Below are 17332 nucleotides of genomic sequence, written 5' to 3'. Positions count from 1 at the left end.
GTGACCACTCCTTGGACGCAACTCGCGCCATAAAGAGTCTATGACGCGCCCCCGAGGCCGCGTCCAGACTCCCCTGGCCGGGGGCAACAAAGCCTCCGGCCCCCACTATGCTTACCTCTATGTCAACCAGCCTCCACCACCGTGCCGTCGAGCACCTTGGTACCAGAATCGTCGACGGCAGCCTCCCGCCAGGGCACGTGATGCTGGCAGAGCAGCTGGAGGATGAACTCCAGGTGTCCCGGTCCGTGATCCGCGAAGCTGTCCGGGTCCTGCAGTCGCTGGGGCTGGTGGAGACAACCAAACGGGTCGGCATCAAGGTCCTGCCGGCGCACCGCTGGAACCCGTTCGATCCGCTCGTGATCCGATGGCGGCTTGCCGGGGAAGGCCGTGGCGCCCAGCTGCGTTCCCTTGCGGAACTCCGCTCCGCCGTCGAACCAGTGGCCGCGGAGCTCGCAGCTGTCAATGCGCCGCAGGAACTGCGGCAGGAACTGCTCGACGTGGCCCTGGCCATGCGCGAGGCCGGCCAGGCCGGCGACGTGCCGCGCTTCCTGGAGCTGGACATCCAGTTCCACTCGCTGCTGCTCAGCGGGTCCGGCAATGAGATGTTCGCCAACCTCGTGGGCCAGGTGGCCGAAACCCTGACCGGCCGCACTGTGCACGGACTCATGCCCGACCGCCCGCGGGACCTCACCCTGCAGTGGCACCTGGATGTGGCCGAAGCCATCTTTGGCGGCCACGCGTCGGAGGCCCGCGAGGCGTCGAGCAGGATCATGCGCCGCACCATCTCCGAAATGGAGCCCGTGTGGGTGGAGCAGCCGAGGGTCTTCGTTCCGCTGCAGCGTGGGACGCAGTCCGCCTAGATCCTTCCAGCCTGCACCCGGCTAGTCGGCGAAGTTGAGGAGGACTTTGCCTGATTGGGCGGAGTTGCGGGCGATGTCGAAGGCTTCGAGGGCGTCGGTGACGGGGTAGTCGTGGGTGATGACCGGGCCGATGCTGAGGGTGCCGTCGGCGAGGGCGGTGATGACCTCGTCGATTTCGTCGTTGAACCGGAACGAGCCTTTGAGGTCCAGTTCCCGGGTGATGGCCAGGGAGATCAGGACCGGCTGGGCGCCGGTGGGCAGCAGCCCGACCATGACCACGGTCCCGCCCCGGGCAGCGCCCTGGATCGCGGAGGCCAGGCCGTGGTGGTTCCCCGAGGACTCGATCACGACGTCGGCCTGGACCCTGGCGATCGCCTCGGTGTCGGTGGCGGTCAGGACCTCGTCCGCGCCCACCGCGGTGGCGATTTCCAGCGGCTTCTCATGCATGTCGACCGCGACGATCCGGGCCGCGCCGGCACGCTTCAGGACCGCGACGGCCAGCGCCCCGATCGGGCCACTGCCGATGACCAGGGCGGTTTTGCCGGCCACGTCCCCGGCCCGGGCCACGGCATGCCACGCCACGGACGCGGGTTCGATCAGCGCCGCGGTGCGCAGGTCCAGGGTTTCCAGGAGGGGCCGGAGCATCCTGACCGGGAGGTTCACGTACCGGCTGAACGCCCCGTCCGTGTGCGGATACCGCGCCGCGGAGCCCAGGTAGGTGCAGCCCGGGGACAGGTTCGGCCGCTCCGCCGGATACCGCGGCGCGTCCGGACCCTCACCCGGTCCCGGGGTGGCAGGGTGCACCGCCACCGGCGTCCCCGCCACCGGGCCCGCACCGTTCCCGGCGGCCCTGACCACCCGGCCGCTGATCTCGTGTCCCAGCACCAGGGGCGCCTTCAGGATCGACTCCCCGGCCGCGCCGTGCAGCCAGTAATGCAGGTCCGACCCGCAAATCCCCCCGTACAGCACCTCGACCACGGCCTCATCCGGCCCCGGGGCCTGCAGCGGCAGCTCATCGACCCGCAAATCCCCCTTGCCGTGCGCCACGACGGCGGGACCGGACACCGGAAGCTCGGTTTCCGCTGCTGCTGTTGCTGTTGTTGTTTCCGTGTGTGTCATCAGACCACCACCGTCATTCCGCCGTCGATAAAGATTGTCTGCCCGTTCACAAAATCAGACCCGGACGAGGCCAGCCACACCGCCGGGCCGGCCAAATCCTGCACCGTGCCCCACCGGGCGGCCGGGGTCCGGCCCAGGATCCAGGCATTGAACTGCTCATCATCCACCAGATTCTGCGTCATCTCGGTATGGATATACCCCGGCGCGATCCCGTTGATCTGCAACCCCGACCCCGCCCACTCCGAGGTCATCGCCCGGGTCAGGTTCCGCAACCCGCCCTTCGCCGCCACATACGGGGCGATCGTGGGCCGGGCCAGGTCCGTCTGCACCGAACAGATATTGATGATCTTCCCGTGCCCCCGGCCGATCATGTGCCGGGCCGCCTCCCGGCCCACCAGGAACGCGCTGGTCAGGTCCGTGGAAATCACCCGCTCCCAGTCCTTCACGTCCAGATCCAGCATCGGCACCCGGTGCTGGATCCCGGCATTGTTCACCAGGATCTCCAGCGGACCCACATGCTCCTCGACCCAGGCCACACCCGCCGCGGCCGCGGCATCATCCGTGACATCAAACGCCACACTGTGCACCCGGCCCGGCGCGCACTCCCCCGCCATCGCCGCCTCCGCAGCCTTCAACCGCTCAGCATTCACACCGTTCAACACCACCGTCGCACCAGCATCCGCCAACGCCCGCGCCAACGCATTACCAATCCCCCGGCTCGAACCCGTCACCAAAGCAACCCGCCCGGTCAAATCAAAAAGTGACGTCATGAAGTGATCCCTTCTGCGGCGCCCACGGCGCCTGTCATGCTGAGGTTTGAAATGGTTTGCCGCACCACGGCCAGGTCCTGGTCCCCCAGGCCCTGGCGCTTGAGTTCGGCATAGAGCTCGACGCCGGCCAGCGCCATTGGGACAGCGGCCCCGGCGGCGCCGGCTGACGCCACGACGAAGGACAGGTCCTTGTGCATGAACTTTGCCGGTCCGGTGGGCGTGTAGTCCTTCGCGGCGATCCGCGGGCCCACCTGGTCCAGGACGCGGCTGCCGGCGAGGCCGCCGGACAGGACCTCGAAGAGGGCCGCGACATCGACGCCCGAACGCTCGGCGAGTTCGGCCGCTTCGGCGAGCGCCGCCGTCGTGGTTCCGACCACCAGCTGGTTGCACGCCTTGGCCAGCGAACCGGCACCAAGCGGGCCCAGGAGCCGCACGGTGGTGCCCATGGCCCTAAAGAGCGGAAGCAGCCGCTGAAAGTCGGCGTCGTGGTCCGCGCCGGCCATGATGGCCAGCGTGCCGTCGACCGCGCCCCTCGTCCCGCCGCTGACGGGCGCGTCCAGCACCACGGCCTTGCCTGAACTGGCTGCGTGGACCTTACGCCCGAAATCCTTGACCGCAGTGGGGGAAACGCTGCTCATGACCACCACTGCAGTGCCGGCCGCCGGCGGTGACGACTGCCAGCTCGCGAGCAGTCCGGCCGCCGCGTCCTCGATATAGGCAAGATCCGGGAGCATGAAGACGATCACCGGCTCGTCCCGGAGCTGCTCCACGCTGCGGGCAGCGGACCCGCCGAGCCGTCGGAAATCCTCCAGCGCGGCCGGGGACCGGTTCCACGCCGTGACCGTCCAGCCCTTCCGCACCAGGTTCTTCGCCATCGGCGCCCCCATCAGGCCCAGGCCCACGAAGCCGGCTCTCGGTATATTCATCTGCGGGGAACCTCACTTCGTCGTGGTTACTGTTGGCCAATCCGGGCTGGCCAATTCTTCAAAATCTGTTCAGTATTCTAGCCCCCATTCAGTATGATGAACAGCATGACGACTGAAACCACCGTCGCGATCGCCGTCCCGCTCGAAGCCGAGTTCGTGGAACGCATCCGCGCCGTAGATCCCAACGTGACCGTTCTTTACGAACCCGACCTGCTGCCGCCCGAACGCTTCCCTGCCGACCACTCCGGCGATCCCAATTTCAAGCGCACACCGGAGCAGGAGGAGCGCTACTGGGAGATGCTGGGCCAGGCAGACGTGCTGTACGGCTTTCCGAACGAAAACCCCGCCGGCCTGGCGCGCATCGCCAGGGACAACCCGCGCCTGCAGTGGATCCACGCCATGGCCGCGGGTGCCGGCGGTGCAGTCAAGGCCTCCGGGCTCGATGCGGAGACGCTGAACAAGTTCAAGGTGACCACGTCCGCCGGGGTGCACGCCCTCCCCCTCGCCGAGTTTGCGGCACTGGGCATCCTCAACGGTTTCAAGCGGACAGCGGAGCTCGCCCAGGACCAGGCCGCCAAGATGTGGCCGGAGCTGCGGATTCCCACGAAGCTGGTTAATGGCTCCTCGCTGGTGGTCACCGGACTCGGGGAGATCGGGCTGGAAACCGCCCGCATCGCCCGCGCACTCGGCATGAAGGTCAGCGGCACCAAGCGTTCCGTGGAGCCGATCGACGGCATCGAGGAAGTGGCGGACAACAACGGCCTGGCGGGCCTGCTCGCCTCGGCCGACGCCGTGGTGAACACCCTTCCGGGCACCCCCTACACAGAGAAGCTTTTCAACCGCGAGGTCTTCGCGGCCATGAAACCCGGCACGGTATTCGTCAATGTGGGCCGCGGAACCGTAGTGGACGAGGACGCGCTGCTCGAGGCCATGGAGAACGGGCAGGTGGCCTATGCCTGCCTGGACGTGTTCGCCGTCGAGCCCCTGCCGCAGGACAGCCCGCTGTGGAACCACCCGCGCGTCATGGTCTCGCCGCATACCTCGGCCCTGAGCGCAGCCGAGAACCGCCTGATCGCGGAGCGCTTCTGCAACAACCTCAGGACATTCCTCGACGGCGGCGAACTCCCCCACCTCGTGGATACGGTCCACTTCTACTAGACCGCGTTTTCTAAGCCGCCTGCCGCAGGACTCCCCTGCAGCGGCAAACAACGAAGAGCCGGGCAGCCCCAGGGTTGTCCGGCTCTTCCCTTGCCGGCTCTTCCGTTGCCCGGCTCGCTCAAGCGCGAACGTACACTTGCGGCCCCAACCCGTCGCCGGGAGGGGCCGCAAGTGTGCGTTCGCGCTGTGGACCGTCCTGTTGCTGCGTGGCTTTTAGCGGGCGTCCTCAATGTCGACGAGGTCCCGGCCCATGGTTTCCGGCGTGAAGAACGTGCTCACGAAGGAGATCAGGGCAAGGACCAGCGAGTAGATCGCCAGGACCAGCCAGGAGTAACCGGTGGCCGCGAGCAGTGCCGCTCCCACGAGGGGAACCAGTCCGCCGGCCAGCACGGCGGAGAGTTCGCGGGCCATGGCCACGCCCGTGAAGCGGTACTGCGACCCAAAGAGTTCAGGCAGCAGCGGGCACTGCGGTCCCAGCATCGACTGCACGCCGAGGGCGATACCCACCACCATGACAACCCACACCAGGGTCACGTTGCCCAGGGTCACGAGGTAGAACGCCGGGAAGGCGATGACTGCCTGGAACAGTGCGCCGTAACGGTAGACCGGGACGCGGCCGAAGCGGTCGGAAAGAGCGCCGAAGGTGACCACCATGACGGCGGCAAAACCGGCTGCGATCAGGAGGCCCACCGGACCAATGAACTTGTCGCCCGGGAAAACGCCGGCCGGGGCCGCCAGGAACGCCACCAGCAGCGCCGAGTAGATGGAGGAGTTTCCGTTTTCACCCATGCGCAGGCCGATGCCCACAAGCACGTTCTTCTTGGAGTGCTTCCAGAGCTGGCCCACCGGGTTCTTGACGACGTTCTTGTGCTTCTCCAGCTCCTGGAACACCGGCGTTTCCTTGAGCCGCAGGCGGATGAACACCGCAATCGCAATGAGGATCACGCTGGCCAGGAAGGGCACACGCCACAGCCACCCTTCGAGGACGGTCTTGTTGGCGGTGGCGATGAGGGCGAAGGTGCCGGCCCCCAGGAGGGTTCCCAGCTGGATGCCCACGAACGGCAGGGAGGCAAAGAAACCACGACGGCGGCGCGGAGCCACCTCGGAGATCAGCGTCGTCGCGCCGGCCTGCTCCGCGCCGGCACCGAGGCCCTGGACGATCCGGAGGATGACGAGGAGTACCGCGCCGAGCATTCCTGCCTGCTCGAATGTCGGCAGCAGGCCGATCGCGAAGCTTGCGGCACCCATCAGGCCGATGGTCAGGATCAGCACCATTTTCCGGCCGAACCGGTCGCCGATGTAACCGAACACGATGCCGCCGAAGGGGCGGGCAGCGAAGCCCACACCGTACGTGGCGAAGGATGCGATCAGCGCACCCTCGTCACCGAGCGGCTTAAAGAACAGCGGCCCGAAGATGAGGGCCGAGGCCAGGCCGTAGATGTAGAAGTCGTAGTACTCCAGAGCGGAGCCTACGGAGCTGGCAAGTGTTGCCCTGCGCAGCTGTTCCGGTTCGACGACGGCGCCGTCCGCATCAGCCAGCGGTGAATCAGTACGAGTTGTCACTAGCACTCCCTCAAAGACACGCAGGCCCCCGTTGGCCTGGTGAGTAGTGACACACCATTGCGTCGGTCACTATGTTGAACAGCGTACAACATGATGAACGACTGGCCAATAGTGCCGGATTTTCCGCCTAGCCCATGGGGTTGCCCAGGGATCTGGCCAGCTCATTCAGCTCTTTGACCATCTGCGCACCCTGCTCCGGCGAGTAGGTTGCCTTCAGTGCAGTGACGGAAAGGCCAAGGCTGGGGCCATGCGCTCCGCGCGTGGGTACAGTCACGGCGAGGCACACCACGCCCGTGGTGGATTCCTCGTCCTCAAAGGCGAAGCCCTGCTCGCGGATCTGCTCCAGCTGGGCCTTCAGCTCCGCCCCCGTGCGCAGGGACTTGGGGGTCAGCACGGGAAGCTCGTCATCGTCAGCGAACATCGCGTCGATGTCGTGGTCATGGAGCCTGGCGATCAGGGCCTTGCCCACGGCACAGAGCGACACCGGCATCTTGTCGCCGATGTTGGACGTCAGGCGGACGGCCGGATGGCCCTCATAGCGCGCCAGGTAGATGACGTTGGTGCCGTCCAGCATGGCAATGCGAACCGTTTCACCTGACAGCGTGGGCGCCTGTTCACAGAAGCGGTAGAACTCCTGAACCTCGTCGAGCCGGCTCAGGTAGGCGGCACCCAGTTCAACGAGTTTGCGCCCCAGGGTGTATTCGGCACCCTGCCTGCTGATCAGCCGGGCCTCCTCCAGCGCCAGCAGGAGGTTGGAGGTGGAGGATTTGGGGATTCCGAGGTCCCGGGCAAGGTCGCTGAGGGTGAGCCGGCCGGTGGCTGACGCAGCGAGTGACTCCAGGACGGCGGCGGCCCGCGTAACAGCCGGCGCCGGGGATGCGCTCCCCAGTCCGTCACCGGCTTTGGGGGTTCGGGAATCAGCCATGATTCTCCTTCTCGGTACGCGCTCAGACAGCGGGGGTCGGCAGATTGCATCGCGCGCGAAAAGGGCCACGATGCCAGAGCGTCCAGTCAACTGAACACGTACCATCATACTGGCTGCGGGGCTGCCGCTGAAGGCCTTCGGGACCAGGCGTTCCGGGACCAGTGACCGGCACGTGGAGTACGAAGATTCGACCCGCCGGCAGTAACCGGCTTAACGGTTTCGTGTTTCCGAAAGTTCACGGTATATTCAAATTCAAGCCTTCCACCGCGGCATCCCCCAATAGTCGCGGTGGAAGGCTTATCCAATTCCCGGGCCTTTTAGGATCCCGGGTTTTTCAGTTTTCAGGCCGCCTTCGCGACGGTGCGTTCCGGGACAGTATCGTCCGCCACCGCGCTCCGCAGCCGCCATCCCCCGCCAAGCCCGTCGCGGATGATCTCCATGGTGGTCAGCGCCGATCCCGCGTTGCGCCCCAGCCGGGCCTGCAGCCGCCACACCTCTACGTCGACGCGGCTCAGCCCCAGCGGCATCCGGCGCTCTGCCTCCCACCAGCTGACGCGTTCAAACCACCGCAGCGGTTCCGCACCCACCGTCCATTCCTGCCCGCCGCGGATGACGGCCCCCGGCTGCCCGTCGGCAGCAATCCTCACAAGTACGTGTTCCATTCCCGCAGGCTATGGCCGGGCACCGACATTATTTGCAGGCACCGCCACGCCCCCGGGATACACAAAAACCCCGCCTGACCAGGCTCAAGAACATGGTCAGACGGGGTTTGATGGTGGGTCCTACCGGGATCGAACCGATGACATCCACGGTGTAAACGTGGCGCTCTACCAGCTGAGCTAAAGACCCAAAGAGAGGTTTTCCGCGCCGCAGCGCTCGAACCAACGAACATAGACTCTACCGGATGAGTGCCGCCAAACGCCAATCGGGTCAGGCCGCAGGAAGCGGCGGCAATTCCTCGGCCAGCCAGGCGAGGGACTCGCTCACCCCGGCTTCCAGCTTGATCGTGGCGAGGTCGTCGCCGCGCGTCTGGCCCCGGTTGATGATGACAACAGGTTTGCCTTGCTTGGCGGCATGGCGCACGAACCGCAGCCCGCTCATGACGCTAAGTGAGGAACCTGCAACAAGCAGGGCATCGGCCTCATCCACCATGGCGTAGGCGCGCTCCACGCGTTCCTTGGGGACGTTTTCGCCAAAGTACACAAAGTCCGGCTTCAGGACCCCGCCGCACGCGGGGCAGCGGGCTACCACAAAACCGCGGATCAGGCGCAGGTCCTCCACCGTTGCGTCGGCATCGGGGGCCATCTCCACAAGGCCGGATTTGGTGGCGTGATCCAGGAAGTCCGGGTTCAGTTCTTCCAGCACCCCGGCGAGCAGCTGCCTCGAGTAGGTGCGGCGGCAGTCCAGGCAAATCACCTGGTCGAAGCGTCCGTGGAGGTCCACAACTTTGGTACTGCCCGCGTCCTCATGGAGGCGGTCCACGTTCTGGGTGATCAGCCCGGTCAGGAGCCCGCGCTGTTCAAGAAGGACGACGGCGGCATGGCCGGCATTGGGATTGGCCCGCCTCAGGTGGGACCAGCCGATGTGGTTGCGCGCCCAGTACCGCTGCCGGTTGGCAGCATCGCCAACAAACTCCTGGTAGGTCATGGGTGAGCGCGGCGGCGAATCCGGGCCGCGGTAGTCCGGTATGCCGGAATCCGTGCTGAGGCCTGCCCCGGTGAGAAGGGCCAGCGGCAGACCGGCGAGGACGTCACGGATCCCGCCCAGCGCCTCGAGCTCGCCGGCCGATGACTCGCCGCGCGGGGCGGGAGGCTGACTGGCGAAACCTGTCAGGCCGGTGCCGGTCCGCCGCTGGTCCATCGGGTAACCCTAAGACCTAGCCTTGGGCGAGTTCTGCCAGCACGCGGCGGTATTCGGTAAGGTCACGGGCCTGGCCCCGCGGGTTCACCACGACGTAGCGGACCGTACCGCCGGCGTCGATGATGAACGTTCCTCGCCGCGCCATGCCGCTTTCCTCGTCGAACACGCCATACTGTTCGGCGACGGCGCCATGCGGCCAGAAGTCCGCGAGCAGGCTGAAGCCGTAGCGTTCCTGTTCGGCGTACGCCCGGAGGGCGAACTTGCTGTCCACCGAGATTGCCAGCACCTCGGCGTCGGCATGTTCGAAGACTGCCAGGTTGTCCCTGAGCTCACACAGCTCGCCGGTGCAGATTCCGGAGAACGCGAAGGGGTAAAAAACAACCACCACGTTGCGGCCGCGGAAGTCGGCAAGCCGGACGGGCTCACCGAACTGGTTGGCGAGGGTGAAATCCGGAGCCTGCTGCCCAACCTCGGGCACTCCCGCCAGATCCACCGGCGCGACGGCGGCGTGTCCGGTCACTTGTTCTTCCTGGTCACAAGGCGCGTAGCGCTCCAGTCCTTGGAAACTCCCGCGGACGTGGTGCAGTGCAGCCCCGCAGTGGGTGCGGCGTCCTGGATGTCGGAAGGCGAAACATATCCGGGACGGCCGGACTTGGGCGTCAGGACCCACACCACCCCGCCTTCGGTGAGCGTCGTGAGCGAGTCGACCAGCGTGTCCACAAGGTCTCCGTCGCCGTCCCGCCACCAAAAGATCACGGCGTCCACGACGTCGTGATCATCCTCATCCAGAAGCTCTGACCCCGTCAGATCCTCTATGTCATCACGCAAGTCGAAATCGACGTCGTCGTCGTAACCGAACTCCTGAATCAGATCCCCGTCCTTGAAACCCAATTTTTCCGCCACATTTACCGAAGTGGCGGCGTCGGCCTCGCTCACGTGTTCCTCCTGTGCATAGTGATTTCGATTACTCCAAGCCAACACCCTTTGGGCGCGGGCTTCAAGCTACGTGCGCCGCGGTGCGGCTTATTGTGCGTCACACAACAAGTATGACGGTCAAATAGGGCGGAGGGTTCAGCCGCGGCTACGCATCCATAAGCCGTCGGAGCTACAGTGACTGTTGACAACTATGCCTAACGGGGCAACCGCCCCGAACAAAATAGGCAGTCATACACACGAGATAAAACCCTGCCCGGCGCACATGACCGGGCTGTTGTAACCGATACGACGCACACGACGCGTTCACGCCGGGCAGCTACCCTGCCGGACCTGAGTGCGCCGATGAATGCGCGCAAAGAGAGGTTGGACGTGGCTGCAGGAGAAGATACCTCCCATATCCTCAGCGGGTTGACTAACCAGCTGCCTGATCGTGATCCGGAAGAGACCGCCGAGTGGGTTGAGTCCCTGGATGCGCTGATCAGGGAACAGGGCACGGAGCGTGCCCAATACATCATGCGCAGTCTCCTGCAGCGTGCCGGCGCGCAGAGCGTCGGGGTTCCGATGGTGACCACCACGGATTATGTGAACACGATCCCGGTGGACCAGGAAGCGCAGTTCCCGGGGAACGAGGAGTTCGAGCGCCGGTACCGGGCGTACATGCGCTGGAACGCCGCGGTGATGGTGCACCGGGCGCAGCGGCCCGAGATCGGGGTGGGCGGGCACATCTCCACCTACGCCGGCGCGGCGACCCTGTACGAGGTCGGCTTCAACCACTTCTTCCGCGGCAAGGACCACCCCGGCGGCGGGGACCAGGTGTTCTTCCAGGGCCACGCGTCCCCGGGCATGTACGCCCGGGCGTTCATGGAAGGCCGGCTCTCGGAGGAGGACCTGGACGGGTTCCGGCAGGAAAAGTCCAAGGAAGGCCACGCCCTGTCCTCCTACCCGCACCCGCGGCTGATGCCGCACTTCTGGGAATTCCCGACCGTGTCGATGGGCATCGGCCCGATGAACGCGATCTACCAGGCCCAGTCCAACCGGTACCTGCACAACCGGGGCCTGAAAGACACCTCGGACCAGCAGGTCTGGGCGTTCCTGGGCGACGGCGAAATGGACGAGCCCGAATCCCGCGGCCTGCTCCAGCTCGCCGCGAACGAGAACCTGGACAACCTGAACTTCGTGATCAACTGCAACCTCCAGCGCCTGGACGGGCCGGTGCGCGGCAACGGCAAGATCATGCAGGAACTCGAGGCGTTCTTCCGCGGCGCGGGCTGGAACGTGATCAAGGTCGTCTGGGGCCGGGAATGGGACGACCTGCTCACCCGCGACGCCGACGGGTCGCTGGTAAAGATCATGAACGAAACCCCCGACGGGGACTACCAGACCTACAAGGCCGAATCCGGCGGGTTCGTCCGCGAGCACTTCTTCGGGAAAACCCCGCAGACCAAGGACCTCGTCGCGGACCTCTCCGATGACGAGATCTGGAACCTCAAGCGCGGCGGCCACGACTACCGCAAGGTCTACGCCGCGTACAAGGCCGCGACCGAATTCAAGGGCAAACCCACCGTCATCCTGGCCAAAACGGTCAAGGGCTACGGCCTGGGCCCGCACTTCGAAGGCCGCAACGCCACCCACCAGATGAAAAAACTCACCCTCGACGACCTCAAGAAGTTCCGCGACCACCTGCGGATCCCGGTCACGGATGAGCAGCTGGAAAAGGACCCGTACCGTCCGCCGTACTTCCACCCGGGCACGGATGCTCCGGAAATCAAGTACCTGCTGGAGCGCCGCGCGGCCCTCGGCGGTTCGGTTCCGGAACGGCGTTCGAAGCACTCGGACATTGAGCTGCCCGAGGCGAAGTCCTACGAGGTCGCCAAGCGCGGTTCGGGCAAGCAGCAGGCAGCGACCACCATGGCGTTCGTCCGCCTGCTCAAGGACCTGATGCGGGACAAGAACTTCGGCAAGCACATCGCGCCGATCATCCCGGATGAGGCCCGCACGTTCGGCATGGACGCGTTCTTCCCGACGGCGAAGATCTACAACCCCAAGGGCCAGAACTACCTGTCCGTGGACCGCGACCTGGTCCTGGCCTACAAGGAATCCGCCCAGGGCCAGCTGATCCACCCCGGCATCAACGAAGCCGGCGCCGTGGCAGCCTTCACCGCCGCCGGCACCGCCTACGCCACCCACGGCGTACCCCTGGTCCCGGTCTACGTGTTCTACTCCATGTTCGGCTTCCAGCGCACCGGCGACGCCTTCTGGGCCGCCGCCGACCAGATGACCCGCGGCTTCATCATCGGCGCCACCGCAGGACGGACCACCCTCACCGGCGAAGGCCTCCAGCACGCCGACGGACACTCCCCCCTGCTGGCCTCCACCAACCCCGCCGTGGTCACCTACGACCCCGCCTACGGCTACGAAATGGGCCACATCGTCCGCGACGGCCTCGAACGCATGTACGGCCACGACTCGACCGACCGTAACCTGATGTACTACCTCACGGTCTACAACGAGCCGATCGTCCAGCCCGCCGAACCGGAGAACCTCGACGTCGAAGGCGTCATCAAGGGCATCTACAAGCTCGCAGCCTCCACCACCGAAGGCCCCAAGAGCCAGATCCTCGCCTCCGGCGTCTCCGTCCCCTGGGCCCTCGAAGCCCAGCGGATCCTCGCCGAAGACTGGGGCGTCTCCGCCGACGTCTGGTCCGTCACCTCCTGGAACGAACTGCGCCGCGACGGCCTCGCCGCCGAAGAGGAAGCCTTCCTCAACCCCGGCAGGGACGCCCGCCAGCCCTTCGTCACCAAACAGCTCGAAGGCGCCCAGGGCCCCGTCGTCGCCGTCTCGGACTACATGAAAGCCATCCCCGACCAGATCCGCCAGTTCATCCCGAACGAATTCGCCACCCTCGGCGCCGACGGCTTCGGCTTCTCCGACACCCGCGCCGCCGCCCGCCGCTTCTTCAAAAACGACATTCATTCTGTCGTGGTGAAGACCCTGCAGCTGCTCGCAGCCAAGGGGCAGGTTGACGGACAGGCACCGGCGCAGGCGATTGAGAAGTACCGCCTGCTCACCGTGAACGCCGGCACCACGGGCAACGCCGGAGGAGAGTCCTAACCGGCAAATCTGCCCCTCGAGTCCCGAGTTTTTGTCCAGATAATGGCCGCAAAGCGGCCTTGAAGTCGCGACATCTGGACAAAAACTCCGGAGAGGTAAAGCGAACGACGGCGGTCCCCACCCACGGTGGGGACCGCCGTCGTCGTTTGGGGTACTTCCTTTGGGCTACTTCGGCGGTGCTTGCCTAAGCGCCGGTGGGCTGTTACGCAGAACAACCAAAGTTGTAGCCTTTGCACAAAATGGAGCTTGCCCCGCAGGCACCGTATGCTCGAATTATGCCCGAGCCGTCCCCCGCCCCTGCACCGCGCAAAACGCCCTCCCGGACCATGACTCCGGAGAAGACGGAGACCCTGAAAAAGCTCAGGGCAAGCGTCGGTCAGTTGTCCACCACCACCATGCGCCAGCTGGAAAAGTCCCTGCCGTGGTACAGCCGGCTCAGTTCGGACGAGCGATCCGCGCTGGGCCTCGTGGCGCAGAACGGCATTGCCGCGTTCGTCACCTGGTACGAGCGCCCCAGCTCCCCCTCCTGGATCCTGTCCGATGTTTTCGGCACCGCCCCCACGGAACTGACCCGGTCCATCAGCCTGCAGAAGGCACTCCAGCTCATCCGGATCGTCGTGGAAGTGGTGGAGGACCAGGTTCCGGTCATCGCTCCCGAAGCGGACCAGCCCTCCCTGCGCGAGGCAGTCCTCCGGTACTCGCGGGAGGTGGCTTTTGCCGCCGCCGACGTGTACGCCCGCGCCGCCGAATCCCGGGGGTCCTGGGATACGCGGCTCGAGGCCCTGATTGTGGACGCCATCCTGCGCGGCGAAAACACCGACGCGCTGCGCTCCAGGATCGCCGCACTCGGCTGGAAGGCGCAGGAGCGCTTCACCGTAATGGTGGGGAACTCGCCGTCGGAACCCAGCGCCAGCTACGTCAGCGAACTGCGCCGCATGGCCGGCCGGTACGCGGAGGATGCGCTCGTGGGAATCCAGGGCGACCGGCTCATCCTGATCCTCGGCGGCGTGCACGACCGGGAAACCGCGTATGTGAAGCTCAGCGAGATGTTCGCGCCCGGTCCGGTGGTTTACGGCGCGGAGGCCAGTTCCCTGCTGGAGGCCAGCGGCTCCGCGCAGTCTGCCTTTGCGGGCCTGACCGCCGCGCGGGCCTGGCCCGCCGCCCCCCGCCCGGTGGCGGCCGACGACCTCCTGCCGGAACGCGTCATTTCCGGGGACGACGCCGCCCGGCGGTCGCTGGTGAAGAACATTTACCGGCCGCTCCTCGCGGCGTCCAACGGGCTGGTTGAAACGCTAGGCACCTACCTGGAGCTGGGCCATTCACTCGAGGCGACGGCGCGGGAACTCTTCGTCCACGCCAACACCGTGCGGTACCGGCTCAAGCGGGTTTGTGACGTGACGGGCTGGGATCCGTTGCTCCCGCGCGAGGCTTTCGTGCTCCAGGCGGCCCTCGTGGTGGGGCGGCTATCCACTCCGCCGAAGCCCGCCGTCGAGCGTGTTGCCGCGCGGAACACGAACTGAACCGTTGTAGACTTCCTACAATCTGACCCCGTGAGCTTGGTGTACGGAAACACCAATGGATCACCCGGTAATTTGGAAAGCTGGATACGTGCTTGCAATCGTCTGCCCTGGACAGGGCTCACAGACCCCCGGTTTCCTGGCCCCTTGGCTGGAACTGCCTTCCGTAGCAGGCCATCTGGCCTCCCTGAGCGAAATTGCAGGCATCGACCTCACTGCGCACGGGACCACCTCTGACGAGGAAACCATCAAGGACACCGCCGTAGCGCAGCCGCTCATCGTGGCGGCCGGGCTGGTGGCTGCCAAGTCGCTGTTCGACGTCGAGCTCAGCACGCTGCCGGTCATCCTGGCCGGACACTCGGTGGGCGAGATCACGGCATCCGCGCTGGCCGGTGTTCTCACCGAAAAGGAAGCCATGACGTTTGTGCGTGAACGCGCCAACAGCATGGCCGCGGCCGCAGCCGTCACCCCCACCGGCATGAGCGCCGTGGTGGGCGGCGATCCCGCCGAGGTCCTCGCCGCCATCGAGGCCGCCGGCGCAACGCCCGCCAACGTCAACGGCGCGGGCCAGACCGTCGCCGCCGGCACCTTCGAACAGCTCAAGGCACTCGCCGAGAATCCGCCGGCCAAGGCGCGCGTGATTCCGCTGAAGGTCGCCGGAGCATTCCACACCTCGCACATGGTTCCCGCGGTGAGCGCCCTTGAGGCACTCCGCCCGGAGCTGCAGCCGCAGGCACCTGCCGTGCCGCTGCTGTCCAACTTTGACGGCCAGGAAGTCACAGAGGGCACCGCTGCCGTCGACAGCCTGATTGCCCAGGTTTCGCGGCCGGTCCGCTGGGACCTTTGCATGGAGACCCTCGTGAACCGAGGAGTCACCGGTGTGATCGAACTCGCTCCGGCGGGCACCCTGGCCGGGCTGGCCAAGCGGGGCATGCCGGGCGTCAAGACCGTTGCCGTCAAAACGCCGGACGACCTGTCCGCGGCCCTTGCACTCTTCGCAGAACTGGAAGGACAGGCATGAGCACGCCGGTACTGAAGCAGACCCCGCTCAACGAGCACACCCGGATCCTGGGCATCGGCGCGTACCGCCCCGACGTCCTGGTCACCAACGAGGACGTGTGCCAGTGGATCGATTCCTCCGATGAGTGGATCCGCCAGCGTACCGGCATCGTCACCCGCCACCGCGCCCCCGCCGACGTCAGCGTGATCGACATGGCCGAGGGCGCCGCGCGTGAGGCCATGGAAAAGGCAGGCATCGAGGCATCCCAGCTCGGCGCCGTCATCGTCTCCACGGTGACCCACCCGTACGCCACGCCCTCGGCGGCCGCGAGCCTCGCCGACCGGCTGGGCGCCACGCCGGCCCCTGCCTTCGACATCTCCGCCGCCTGCGCCGGCTACTGCTACGGCATAGCCCAGGCCGACGCGCTGGTCCGTTCGGGCGCAGCCAACTACGTCCTCGTTGTCGGCGCGGAAAAGCTCTCCGACGTCATCGACAACCGCGAACGCACCATCTCGTTCCTGCTGGGCGACGGCGCGGGCGCCGTTGTCATCGGCCCCTCGGACACCCCGGGCATCGCGCCGTCGGTCTGGGGATCGGACGGCAGCAAGTGGGATGCCATCGGCATGACCCGCTCCATGCTGGACGTCCGCGACCTCGGTCTGGCGGCACGCCGGTCCGACTCCACCGGAGACCTCGCGCTCCTCGAAGAGGCTCAGGAGCTCTACCCGACCCTCCGCCAGGACGGCCAGACGGTGTTCCGCTGGGCGGTCTGGGAGATGGCCAAGGTTGCCCAGCAGGCCCTGGACGCCGCCGGTATCCAGGCCGAGGACCTGGTGGCCTTCATTCCGCACCAGGCCAACATGCGGATCATAGATGAGATGGTCAAGAAGCTCAAGCTGCCCGAGACCGTCACCGTGGCCCGGGACATCGCCGATGCCGGCAACACCTCGGCGGCATCGATCCCTCTGGCCACGCACCGCCTGCTCCAGGAAAACCCCGCGCTGAGCGGCGGACTGGCCCTGCAGATAGGCTTCGGCGCCGGACTGGTCTTCGGCGCCCAGGTAGTTGTCCTTCCGTAGCAATACCGATAACCAAGCCGCAACCGCGGTTTGCCCATTTCCGGCACTCTCTGCCGGCAATAACAAGAAAAGGAGCCATCAATGGCTAGCAACGAAGAGATCCTGGCCGGACTGGCTGAAATCGTCAACGAAGAGACCGGACTGGCCCCCGAGGCCGTCGAGCTGGACAAGTCCTTCACCGAGGACCTGGACATCGACTCCATCTCCATGATGACCATCGTGGTCAACGCCGAAGAAAAGTTCGGCGTCCGCATCCCGGACGAAGAGGTCAAGAACCTCAAGACCGTCGGCGACGCCGTGGACTTCATCTCCAACGCCCAGGCGTAAGCAGGACACCCGCCTTCACAGGCACCAGCCTTCATTGGCTCCAGCCCTTGCGGCTGAACCCGGCTGGCCGGACCGGACGCTACGATGCCCGGACCGGCCAGCCGATGCACCACCCAACATTTTTTGCAGACTTCCCCCCGCACGCCACCCACTCCGGCCTCCGGCCAGCAGCTCAGGACAA

16 protein-coding genes and 1 tRNA gene are annotated in these 17332 nt (G+C 66.1%); 7 read left to right on the top strand and 10 right to left on the bottom strand.

What is annotated here, in order from left to right; all coding sequences use genetic code 11:
- Positions 1-119: 119 nt before the first annotated feature.
- Positions 120-860 carry a FadR/GntR family transcriptional regulator gene (locus R5O87_RS00290; RefSeq protein ID WP_410556913.1) on the top strand — a complete coding sequence of 247 codons (741 nt, stop codon included), beginning with the start codon at positions 120-122 and terminating at the stop codon, positions 858-860.
- Positions 861-881: 21 nt separating this feature from the next.
- Here the strand turns inward: R5O87_RS00290 and R5O87_RS00285 are convergent, their stop codons facing one another.
- The 3 genes from R5O87_RS00285 to R5O87_RS00275 are packed head-to-tail and all read right to left on the bottom strand — an operon-like array spanning position 882 to position 3675.
- On the bottom strand, positions 882-1979 hold the full coding sequence (locus tag R5O87_RS00285) for an L-idonate 5-dehydrogenase (RefSeq protein ID WP_462836354.1): 1098 nt from the start codon (positions 1977-1979) through the stop codon (positions 882-884).
- Entirely contained in the window at positions 1979-2749 is a 771-nt protein-coding gene (locus R5O87_RS00280; RefSeq protein WP_462836353.1) for an SDR family oxidoreductase, read from the bottom strand. The genes R5O87_RS00285 and R5O87_RS00280 overlap by 1 nt, the downstream gene beginning before the upstream one ends.
- Positions 2746-3675 (bottom strand): NAD(P)-dependent oxidoreductase, encoded by a 930-nt coding sequence (locus tag R5O87_RS00275; RefSeq protein ID WP_410558531.1) that lies wholly within the window; start codon positions 3673-3675, stop codon positions 2746-2748. Before R5O87_RS00275 ends, R5O87_RS00280 begins: the two co-directional genes overlap by 4 nt.
- A gap of 93 nt (positions 3676-3768) precedes the next feature.
- Between R5O87_RS00275 and R5O87_RS00270 the strand changes: the two genes are divergently transcribed.
- Complete coding sequence (locus R5O87_RS00270) at positions 3769-4833, top strand: D-2-hydroxyacid dehydrogenase (RefSeq protein ID WP_410558530.1); 1065 nt, start codon at positions 3769-3771, stop codon at positions 4831-4833.
- A 213-nt stretch (positions 4834-5046) separates the two neighbouring features.
- Here R5O87_RS00270 and R5O87_RS00265 read toward each other — a convergent pair whose 3' ends face one another.
- From R5O87_RS00265 to R5O87_RS00235, 7 genes are all read right to left on the bottom strand, one after another.
- A complete protein-coding gene (locus R5O87_RS00265) occupies positions 5047-6396 on the bottom strand; it encodes an MFS transporter (RefSeq protein ID WP_410558529.1) in 1350 nt (449 codons plus the stop codon).
- A gap of 127 nt (positions 6397-6523) precedes the next feature.
- Positions 6524-7321, bottom strand: a complete 798-nt coding sequence (locus tag R5O87_RS00260) for an IclR family transcriptional regulator (protein WP_410558528.1) — start codon at positions 7319-7321, stop codon at positions 6524-6526.
- Between the two features lie 341 nt (positions 7322-7662).
- A complete protein-coding gene (locus R5O87_RS00255; RefSeq protein WP_410558527.1) occupies positions 7663-7983 on the bottom strand; it encodes a hypothetical protein in 321 nt (106 codons plus the stop codon).
- 111 nt (positions 7984-8094) lie between these two features.
- Positions 8095-8170, bottom strand: a tRNA-Val gene (locus R5O87_RS00250).
- 81 nt (positions 8171-8251) lie between these two features.
- Positions 8252-9181 (bottom strand): NAD-dependent protein deacetylase, encoded by a 930-nt coding sequence (locus R5O87_RS00245; RefSeq protein WP_410558526.1) that lies wholly within the window; start codon positions 9179-9181, stop codon positions 8252-8254.
- Between the two features lie 16 nt (positions 9182-9197).
- Positions 9198-9701, bottom strand: a complete 504-nt coding sequence (locus tag R5O87_RS00240; protein WP_410558525.1) for a peroxiredoxin — start codon at positions 9699-9701, stop codon at positions 9198-9200.
- Positions 9698-10117 carry a DUF3052 domain-containing protein gene (locus tag R5O87_RS00235; RefSeq protein ID WP_087873741.1) on the bottom strand — a complete coding sequence of 140 codons (420 nt, stop codon included), beginning with the start codon at positions 10115-10117 and terminating at the stop codon, positions 9698-9700. Before R5O87_RS00235 ends, R5O87_RS00240 begins: the two co-directional genes overlap by 4 nt.
- Positions 10118-10459: 342 nt before the next feature.
- Between R5O87_RS00235 and aceE the strand changes: the two genes are divergently transcribed.
- The 5 genes from aceE (at position 10460) to R5O87_RS00210 (ending at position 17151) form a co-directional block, all read left to right on the top strand.
- Positions 10460-13228, top strand: a complete 2769-nt coding sequence (gene aceE, locus R5O87_RS00230; protein WP_462836352.1) for a pyruvate dehydrogenase (acetyl-transferring), homodimeric type — start codon at positions 10460-10462, stop codon at positions 13226-13228.
- Between the two features lie 275 nt (positions 13229-13503).
- Entirely contained in the window at positions 13504-14748 is a 1245-nt protein-coding gene (locus R5O87_RS00225; protein ID WP_410554937.1) for a PucR family transcriptional regulator, read from the top strand.
- Positions 14749-14836: 88 nt separating this feature from the next.
- Entirely contained in the window at positions 14837-15766 is a 930-nt protein-coding gene (locus R5O87_RS00220) for an ACP S-malonyltransferase (RefSeq protein WP_410554938.1), read from the top strand.
- Entirely contained in the window at positions 15763-16824 is a 1062-nt protein-coding gene (locus tag R5O87_RS00215; protein ID WP_410554939.1) for a beta-ketoacyl-ACP synthase III, read from the top strand. Before R5O87_RS00220 ends, R5O87_RS00215 begins: the two co-directional genes overlap by 4 nt.
- Before the next feature lie 81 nt (positions 16825-16905).
- Complete coding sequence (locus R5O87_RS00210) at positions 16906-17151, top strand: acyl carrier protein (RefSeq protein WP_003806076.1); 246 nt, start codon at positions 16906-16908, stop codon at positions 17149-17151.
- Positions 17152-17332: the final 181 nt, after the last annotated feature.

Origin of the sequence: Arthrobacter globiformis (genome assembly GCF_046536215.2) — a bacterium.
GTDB classification, from domain to species: Bacteria; Actinomycetota; Actinomycetes; order Actinomycetales; family Micrococcaceae; genus Arthrobacter; species Arthrobacter globiformis_E.
The sequence above is the reverse complement of the archived record's forward strand: the minus strand, read 5'-3'. Positions and strand labels throughout refer to the sequence as shown.

Bases quoted from the DNA above. Each gene is read 5' to 3' on its own strand.
- R5O87_RS00275 (WP_410558531.1), bottom strand. From the start codon at position 3,675: ATGAATATACCGAGAGCCGGCTTCGTGGGCCTGGGCCTGATGGGGGCG.
- R5O87_RS00290 (WP_410556913.1), top strand. From the start codon at position 120: ATGTCAACCAGCCTCCACCACCGTGCCGTCGAGCACCTTGGTACCAGA.
- R5O87_RS00215 (WP_410554939.1), top strand. From the start codon at position 15,763: ATGAGCACGCCGGTACTGAAGCAGACCCCGCTCAACGAGCACACCCGG.
- R5O87_RS00285 (WP_462836354.1), bottom strand. From the start codon at position 1,979: ATGACACACACGGAAACAACAACAGCAACAGCAGCAGCGGAAACCGAG.
- R5O87_RS00260 (WP_410558528.1), bottom strand. From the start codon at position 7,321: ATGGCTGATTCCCGAACCCCCAAAGCCGGTGACGGACTGGGGAGCGCA.
- R5O87_RS00255 (WP_410558527.1), bottom strand. From the start codon at position 7,983: ATGGAACACGTACTTGTGAGGATTGCTGCCGACGGGCAGCCGGGGGCC.
- R5O87_RS00210 (WP_003806076.1), top strand. From the start codon at position 16,906: ATGGCTAGCAACGAAGAGATCCTGGCCGGACTGGCTGAAATCGTCAAC.
- R5O87_RS00280 (WP_462836353.1), bottom strand. From the start codon at position 2,749: ATGACGTCACTTTTTGATTTGACCGGGCGGGTTGCTTTGGTGACGGGT.
- R5O87_RS00270 (WP_410558530.1), top strand. From the start codon at position 3,769: ATGATGAACAGCATGACGACTGAAACCACCGTCGCGATCGCCGTCCCG.
- R5O87_RS00225 (WP_410554937.1), top strand. From the start codon at position 13,504: ATGCCCGAGCCGTCCCCCGCCCCTGCACCGCGCAAAACGCCCTCCCGG.
- aceE (WP_462836352.1), top strand. From the start codon at position 10,460: ATGAATGCGCGCAAAGAGAGGTTGGACGTGGCTGCAGGAGAAGATACC.
- R5O87_RS00245 (WP_410558526.1), bottom strand. From the start codon at position 9,181: ATGGACCAGCGGCGGACCGGCACCGGCCTGACAGGTTTCGCCAGTCAG.